The sequence below is a fragment of the Staphylococcus sp. HMSC062H10 genome, assembly GCF_001836945.1.
Lineage (GTDB): Bacteria > Bacillota > Bacilli > Staphylococcales > Staphylococcaceae > Staphylococcus > Staphylococcus aureus.
The window spans coordinates 1-8,634 of the sequence record NZ_KV830969.1; the positions used below are offsets into that span (position 1 = coordinate 1).

Sequence of the window (8,634 nt, forward strand, 5' to 3'; positions counted from 1 at the left end):
ATTTCATAAATTATATGAAGTAAGCCTGTTTTTTAAAATTAAATCAAATTTCCCAAGAAATAATTACATACTCAATGACACTATGAAGGCGTTCTAATTAGTGTTAAAATGACGTTGATACATAGATTTAATACTTAGGAAAAGGAGCACATTAACTTTGAAAAAAATAAAAAAGGCAATCATTCCCGCTGCTGGTTTAGGGACTAGATTTTTACCAGCAACTAAAGCGATGCCAAAGGAAATGCTTCCTATCTTAGATAAACCCACAATACAATATATCGTTGAAGAAGCTGCAAGAGCTGGAATTGAAGATATTATTATAGTGACAGGTCGCCACAAACGCGCGATTGAAGATCATTTTGATAGTCAAAAAGAATTAGAAATGGTTTTAAAAGAAAAAGGTAAATCTGAGTTACTAGAAAAAGTTCAGTATTCAACGGAACTTGCGAATATTTTTTATGTAAGGCAGAAAGAACAAAAAGGTTTAGGGCATGCGATTAGTTCTGCGCGTCAATTTATCGGCAATGAACCATTTGCGGTATTATTAGGTGACGATATTGTTGAATCTGAAGTGCCAGCAGTGAAACAGTTGATTGACGTTTATGAAGAAACGGGGCACTCAGTTATAGGTGTCCAAGAAGTTCCGGAAGCAGATACTCATCGTTATGGAATTATTGATCCATTAACTAAAAATGGACGTCAGTATGAAGTGAAAAAGTTTGTTGAAAAGCCAGCACAAGGTACGGCACCATCAAACCTAGCTATTATGGGGCGATATGTATTAACGCCTGAAATTTTCGATTATTTAAAAACGCAAAAAGAAGGCGCAGGTAACGAAATTCAGTTAACAGATGCGATTGAGCGTATGAATAATGATAACCAAGTGTATGCATATGACTTCGAAGGCGAACGTTATGACGTTGGAGAAAAATTAGGCTTCGTTAAAACTACCATAGAATATGCATTGAAAGATGACAGTATGCGAGAAGAATTAACACGATTTATTAAAGAATTAGGTTTATAACATTAAAAAGCATAAATTTTTCTATATTAATGCAACTTTGTATTCGTACAAGGTTGTATTTTTTTCGCAAACAATTGCTTACTGACAGCGCACCATTAAATCTAACCAACACACTATCGCAAATATTTATGGATATTTTGTAATTTTATAAAAGCAAACGTAGAATAATGCGATAAGTAATAATGCTATCGTTAAAAATAAGAATGACAATGCAATAAAATCATATTCGAAGCATAGAATTGCAGACATTAAAAATACTGCACTCAAACTGATACATAACGCAAATATATATGCAATTTGGTTCTTGTGTTTATCTGCAATGGTCGTTTGATTTATATAAGAAATTAGTGTGAAATCTTTAGTTATTGCGACATAAATGCCTAATATAACCATACTTATGCAGAATACGATACTAAATACGATGTTGACGGTCATTGTTGCACCTTCCCGATAGAATATAATGTACTGTCTTTTAGTAATGGATGCGTTTCTTATATATGTATGTTTCTAAAAAACAGTACGTTTTTATCATTTTTTAATTTATTAGTTGAATGGGGTTATGAAAAAGGAAGTTTTAATCTTTTGTCATGAAATAAATGGGATGAATATCACGACTAGAAGTAATGTTACGAACAGGAGCGTATAAATCTAGAGACGCTATATTCGACATAGTATGTTGCTCAATTATGGCTGATGATGAATTTAAAGTATGTGCGTTGGAACTGTCGGATTTTTGTTCATAATGTTTTGCATATTGCGCCATGATGAATAATGTAAAAATAAATAAAACAATAAGAGATATAATGCCCATAATCAAAAGTATTTGTTTAGAGCCTTTCATTATTTCACATCCTTTCTAAAATATATTTGTAACTAAATTTAAAATAGTTATTTTTGTAATTCTAAACCTTTTTCATCGCGAAAACAATTAAATAGGTCGCGGTATTAATTATTATATTATTACCGCTTAATATGAAAAATACATGAAAATTAATTTTCTAATATACTTTTGAAAAATTATTACAAATTAGCCCCTTCAAAACGCGAAAACATAAGGATTCTAGTTTCAAAAGGGCTGATAAGTATAAAATGAAATGTAATATTTCGATGTATAAAATTTTTAATTAGCTAAAAATCATCGCATTAATTTTTTGAGCTACATCATCAAAATTCGGACATTTTAACGACACATATAATTTAATTTTAGGTTCAGTACCAGAAGGACGTAAAGCGATAAATCCTTCGTCAAATAAGACGCGAATAACATTTGATTTAGGAGAATTAATCTGTGACGTTGTATCTTTATCCAACTGATAAACCTCGCTAGTTAAATAATCTTCAATTGCTTTCACTTTCAGTCCTTGAATCTCTTGCGGTGGATTTGAACGGAATTTGGTCATTATTGCATTAATTTTCTTTTTCCCTTCTAATCCTTCTAGCGTATGCGAGAATAATGTATCCTCATGTCTACCAACAGTTTGATAAATCTGTTCTAATTCATCTTTCAATGTTTTGCCATATAATTTTAACTCAGAAGCGTATTTTATAATGAGTGGCACAATTTGTACGGCATCTTTATCACGTACAAAAGGATCTGATAGAAAACCGTAACTCTCTTCAAAGGCGAAAATCATATTTTGATAATCATCCAGTTGTCTTATTTCCTGAGCAATAAATTTAAAGCCCGTCAGCACCTCTTTGTATTCAACATTATTATAGCGTGCTAATGACTTTGTTAAGTCACTGCTTACGATGGATTGAATCATTAAGCGATGACGTAATTGAGACGTTTGTTGAATACGATAATTAAGTAACAGCGCGCCAATTTGGTTACCATTAAAATATGTAATTTGACCATGGACATCACGCACAGCGATTCCAAGGCGATCTGCATCAGGATCAGTACATATTAATAAATCAGCATCATTTTTATGCGCTAGCTCGACTGCTTGATCAAAAGCACGATGGTCTTCAGGATTAGCACTTTGAACTGAACTAAAATTTGGGTCAGGTTTACATTGTGCTTCTACAAGATTAAATTGATTGAAATTCAAAGATTTTAATAACTTAGGTACAATCGGAACACTTGTACCATGCAAACTAGTGAACACAACTTGTAAATCAGATTTAGGAATATAGTCAATCATATTTTGAATGTGTTTCATATAGTCATCAGTTACAGATTTCGGAAATGGCTTGATATAAGATGTATTTTGTTTTGAAATTGGTATATCAATCTGTAATGGATCGCCAACGTCTTCAATATAGCGACTTACAAGTTCTGATGCATCTGTTGATAGTTGCGCGCCATCAGAACCATATACTTTAATGCCGTTATAGTCTTTCGGATTATGACTTGCTGTAATCATAATGCCAGAACTAGTATTAAGATTGCGCACCGCGAACGATAATTCCGGTGTCGTTTTATATGTATCAGGTAAATAAACTGTTATTTGATGGTTTGCTAATACATTAGCAATAATTTGGGCGAATTCAGCTGAAAGATGTCTAATATCATAATGAATGACTATTGTGGGATTGTTTGTTTGGGCATTTAAATAACGCGCTAAACCTAATGCCAATTTTTCAATAGTAAACTTATTAAGTCGACCTTCACCAAGACCGAATTTTCCGCGTATACCCGCAGTACCAAACGTTAATTTACTTTCAAAACCTTCTCGCTGTTCAATGTCAGATTGCTGCTCATAAAAATGTTTAACTAAACTATCATTAGCTCTTTCTATCCATAATTCTTTATTCATTGTTGCTAAACATCCTTTCAAAATCTCAGTTAGACTTAATAAAACATGAAAACTAAAGCCCTTACATTTATGTAATGAATTATAAAGAAATACGCCCCAAAAGTAAAAAAACACAGCCCCAAGACAATACTTTTCACAAGTATTATATAATAGATGTGTATGAAAATGCATGGAGTAGATGTAAGAGTGAAATATCATGCAGGAAATTGAAAAATATTAATTTTTAATATTGATTTATATATAGTTTTGTAATTTTTGATAGAATAACAATTAAGATGATTTTAATTTGAAGGGTGAGTCTTATGAAAAAAGTAATCAATGTAGTAGGAGCTATTATTTTTTCTGATAACAAAATTCTTTGTGCACAGAGAAGTGAAGAAATGAGTCTACCTTTAATGTGGGAATTTCCTGGCGGTAAGATTGAAAAGAATGAAACTGAAAAAGACGCTTTGATTAGAGAAATTAGAGAAGAAATGAAATGTGATCTAATTGTTGGAGACAAAGTTATAACTACAGAACATGAATATGATTTTGGAATTGTTAGGTTAACAACATACAAATGTACTTTAAACAAAGAGTTACCAACTCTAACTGAACATAAGAGTATTGAATGGTTGTCAATAAACGAACTTGATAAATTAAATTGGGCCCCAGCGGATATACCAGCCGTTAATAAAATTATGACTGAGGGATAATATGAGTAGATTACTAAATGATTTCAATCAATCTTTACATAAAGGGTTTATAGACAAAGATATTTCTCATAAAGGTAATTATACACCGAAGCTTTTAGTAAATAATAAAAATGAAAAAGTTCTTTCAACAATTATAGATGAACTTCAAAAATGTGAAACGTTCTATTTTTCTGTGGCTTTTATAACAGAAAGCGGTTTAGCCAGCTTAAAGGCTCAACTATTAGATTTAAGCAATAAGGGTGTTAAAGGGAAAATATTAACATCTAATTACTTAGGGTTTAATAGTCCTAAAATGTATGGAGAATTACTTAAATTAAAAAATGTAGAGGTAAGATTAACCGATATTGCTGGATTCCATGCCAAAGGATATATTTTTGAACATAAGGATTATAGTTCTATGGTAATAGGAAGCTCTAATTTAACATCTAATGCGTTAAAGGTTAATTATGAGCATAATGTTTTACTGTCTACTATGAAAAATGGGGATTTGGTTGATAGTGTAAAAAATGAATTTGACTTGTTATGGCAAAACAGTACCCCACTGACTCAGCAATGGATTAATTCATATAAAGAATCATTTGAGTACCGCTCCTTAGAAAAATTAGCGGAGGTTGAACAAACTCAAATGCTGATAGCTGATAAGGTGAAAAAATCAGTGGAAATTGTACCGAATTTAATGCAAGCAGAAGCATTAAGGTCATTAAAAGCTATAAGGGATAAAGCCAAAGATAAGGCGTTAATAATATCTGCAACTGGTACAGGCAAAACGATTTTATGTGCATTAGATGTTAGAGAAGTAAACCCTAATAAATTTTTATTTATTGTCCATAATGAGGGGATTTTAAATAGAGCTAAGGAAGAATTTAAAAAAGTATTACCTATAAAAAATGATAGTGATTTTGGATTGTTGACAGGAAAACATAGAGATGTCGATGCCAAATATTTATTTGCGACCATTCAAACATTATCTAGAGATGATAATTTTAAGCAATTTGATGAAAAAGAATTTGATTATATTGTTTTTGATGAAGCACATCGTTCTGCTGCATCTACTTATCAACGAGTATTTAATTACTTCAAACCTAAGTTTATGCTCGGAATGACTGCAACACCAGAAAGATCAGATGAATTAAGTATATTTGAACTATTTGATTATAATATTGCGTATGAAATACGGTTACAAGCTGCATTAGAAAGTGATATTTTATGTCCATTTCATTATTTTGGTGTGACTGATTATGTACATCAAGGTATAAAAGAAGATGATGTAACTAAATTGAGATATTTAACTTCCGATGAAAGAGTTAATTATATTATTCAAAAAACAGATTACTATGGATATTCAGGTGAAATTTTACAAGGATTAATTTTTGTAAGTAGCAAAAAAGAAGCTTATGATTTAGCGGATAAACTAAGTTCAAAAGGGATTAAAAGTGTTGCTTTAACAGGAGATGATAGTGTTAATTATCGCCAAATTGTAATAGAAAAATTAAAAGAAGGTAAGATTAACTATATTATAACTGTAGATCTTTTTAACGAAGGTATTGATATTCCAGAAGTCAATCAAGTTGTAATGTTGAGACCAACAGAGTCTAGTATTATATTCATTCAGCAACTTGGTAGAGGATTAAGAAAAAGTTCAAACAAAGAGTATGTTACAGTAATTGATTTTATTGGTAATTATAAGACAAATTATTTAATTCCGATTGCGCTTTCTGGGGATCAATCGCAAAATAAAGATAATTATAAGAAGTTTTTAACGAATAACGATTCGATTAATGGAGTATCTACAATTAATTTTGAAGAAATTGCTAAAAAACAGATTTACAATTCATTGGATGCAGTATCATTGAATCAAAATAAATTAATATTAAAAGCTTATGAAGAAGTTGAAAATAGATTGGGACACATGCCGTTACTAATGGATTTTATACAACAACATTCTATAGATCCAAGCGTTATATTTTCTAAATTTAGTAATTATTACGAGTTTTTAGTAAGGTATAAAAAAATAGATGCTTTATTGACGGAAAATGAATCTAAAAATCTGGTTTTCTTTTCAAGGCAAATAGCACCTGGATTGAAAAGAATCGATAGTTTAGTTTTAGAAGAACTTTTAAAAAATGAATTAACATATGATGAATTAAAAAATAAAATGCTGAACGAAGTTAAGGATATAACAGAAAATGATATAGATACTTCATTAAGAATTTTAGATTTCTCATTTTACAACGCAGGAATTGAAAAAATCTATGGAAGTCCCATTATAGAACGTAATGAAAGAATGATAAGACTAAGCGATGCATTTACTAATGCTCTAAGTAATCAAACATTTAAAATATTTTTAGAAGATCTTATTGAATTATCAAAGTATAACAATGAAAAATACCAAAAAGGTAAAAATGGACTGATTTTATATAATAAATATTCAAGAGAAGATTTTAGCAAAATATTTAATTGGAATAAAAATGGTTCGTCTGTAATCATGGGATACATGATAAGAAGCCAAGAAATGCCAATATTTATCACTTATGATAAGCATGAAGATATAAGTGATAGCACAAAATATGAAGATGAATTTTTAAGTCAAGATGAATTAAAATGGTTTACTAAATCTAATAGAACGCTAAAAACAAAAGAAGTTCAGAAAATTTTGTCCCATAGAGCAAAAGGAATTAAAATGTATATTTTTGTACAGAAAAAAGATGATGATGGTATATATTTTTATTATTTAGGAACTGCTGGATATATAGAAGGTTCAGAGAAGCAAGATAAAATGCTGAATGGTTCAAACGTAGTAACGATGGATTTAGCACTCGATAAAGCTGTAAGAGATGATATATATCGCTATCTAACAAATTAATGTAAACCGAAAAATGAATGTTAGTAAAGATGTATTTAAACATCAATTTTAATAAGTAAAGACATTGAGTTTCAGTGTTATTATTTTAAATATAAGCGCAATTTATCTTAATTAATTAGTTGGTTAGGCCAATAAAAATTATAAAGATATTTGCGCTTTTTAAATAATTTGTGATGTTGATATGTGAAAAATACAACTAACAATTAAAATCGACGAGAATTTAATCATAAAATTTCCTCTAGTATTATTAATATTGGAATTTGAACTTAACTTTGCATCAAAAATAAAAATGGGGATGTGAAATGATGATTCACTCAAGAAAGTTGAGGATTTGGCTGTATTTAGTATTATTAGCTGTTTTTATTAGCGCGTGTAACGTGAAAGAAGATAAACAAATTAAAGAAAATTTCAACAAAACGTTGAGCTTGTATCCAACTAAAAATCTTGAAGACTTTTACGATAAGGAAGGTTTTCGCGATCAAGAATTTGATAAAAGAGATAAGGGGACTTGGATTATTAATTCTGGAATGAACATCCAATTAAAAGGAGGAGCCTTAAAATCCAGAGCGATGGTACTTTACATCAATCGTAACACTAGAACAGCTAAGGGATATTTTTTAATAAGTGAGATAACAGAAGACAAAAAAGGATACGTCCATAATAAAGAAAAAAATACCCTGTCAAGATGGAACATAATCGAATTATTCCAACGAAGCCCATAACGGATGATAAGTTAAAAAAAGAGATTGAAAACTTTAAGTTCTTTGTACAATATGGCAACTTTAAAGATTTTAAAGATTATAAAGATGGGGATATTTCATACAATCCTAACGTACCAAGTTATTCCGCAAACTATCAATTGAATAATGATGATTATAATGTCCAACAATTAAGAAAACGATATGATATATCAACCAAAAGGGCTCCGGAATTAAAATTGAGAGGATCTGGCGATTTAAAAGGCTCATCCGTAGGTTCTAAAGAACTAGAATTTAACTTTATAAGAAATAAAGAAGAAAATGTGTATTTTTCTGATAGTATTAATTTCAAACCTACTGAATAGGGTTAATAGAAGTTTGGAATAAAAATTCCATAAAGTGTTCAAAATAATTTTTTGCTTTAGTTGTAAATATTAAAAACTGAGTCAGTATTAAAAATATAAGGTGGAGAAATGATGATTCATTCAAAAAGGGTAAAATTGTGTCTATGCTTGATAATACTATCTGTTTTTATAGGGGCTTGCGGAATGAAAAAGGAAGAAAGCAGTAAAGATAAACAAATTAAAGAAAA

At 30.1% G+C, this 8,634-nt stretch carries 6 protein-coding genes and 2 pseudogenes; 5 read left to right on the forward strand and 3 right to left on the reverse strand.

Going from position 1 to position 8,634, the window contains the following annotated elements; all coding sequences use genetic code 11:
- Positions 1–157: 157 nt before the first annotated feature.
- The gene (gene galU / locus HMPREF2658_RS02365) at positions 158–1,024 is read left to right on the forward strand and encodes a UTP--glucose-1-phosphate uridylyltransferase GalU (protein ID WP_000721337.1); all 867 of its coding nucleotides are present in this window, start codon (positions 158–160) and stop codon (positions 1,022–1,024) included.
- A gap of 126 nt (positions 1,025–1,150) precedes the next feature.
- On the opposite strand, the gene HMPREF2658_RS02370 is transcribed toward galU, so the two are convergent.
- The 3 genes from HMPREF2658_RS02370 to HMPREF2658_RS02380 all read right to left on the reverse strand — a co-directional run bounded on the left by HMPREF2658_RS02370 (position 1,151) and on the right by HMPREF2658_RS02380 (position 3,957).
- Entirely contained in the window at positions 1,151–1,459 is a 309-nt protein-coding gene (locus tag HMPREF2658_RS02370; RefSeq protein ID WP_000217713.1) for a hypothetical protein, read from the reverse strand.
- Between the two features lie 139 nt (positions 1,460–1,598).
- Positions 1,599–1,865: a SaeRS system activator ScrA gene (gene scrA / locus HMPREF2658_RS02375; RefSeq protein ID WP_000678763.1), complete on the reverse strand. Its 267-nt coding sequence runs from the start codon at positions 1,863–1,865 to the stop codon at positions 1,599–1,601.
- Between the two features lie 283 nt (positions 1,866–2,148).
- On the reverse strand, positions 2,149–3,957 hold the full coding sequence (locus HMPREF2658_RS02380) for a phospho-sugar mutase (protein ID WP_083320050.1): 1,809 nt from the start codon (positions 3,955–3,957) through the stop codon (positions 2,149–2,151).
- A 131-nt stretch (positions 3,958–4,088) separates the two neighbouring features.
- Here HMPREF2658_RS02380 and HMPREF2658_RS02385 point away from each other — a divergent pair, with 131 nt between their 5' ends.
- The 4 genes and pseudogenes from HMPREF2658_RS02385 to HMPREF2658_RS14555 all read left to right on the forward strand — a co-directional run.
- A complete protein-coding gene (locus tag HMPREF2658_RS02385; protein ID WP_000755944.1) occupies positions 4,089–4,481 on the forward strand; it encodes a (deoxy)nucleoside triphosphate pyrophosphohydrolase in 393 nt (130 codons plus the stop codon).
- Position 4,482: 1 nt separating this feature from the next.
- Entirely contained in the window at positions 4,483–7,344 is a 2,862-nt protein-coding gene (locus HMPREF2658_RS02390; RefSeq protein WP_000088708.1) for a DEAD/DEAH box helicase, read from the forward strand.
- A 305-nt stretch (positions 7,345–7,649) separates the two neighbouring features.
- A pseudogene (locus HMPREF2658_RS02395) lies at positions 7,650–8,407 on the forward strand (tandem-type lipoprotein).
- 108 nt (positions 8,408–8,515) lie between these two features.
- Positions 8,516–8,634 (forward strand): annotated as a pseudogene (locus HMPREF2658_RS14555) (tandem-type lipoprotein); the annotation flags it as partial.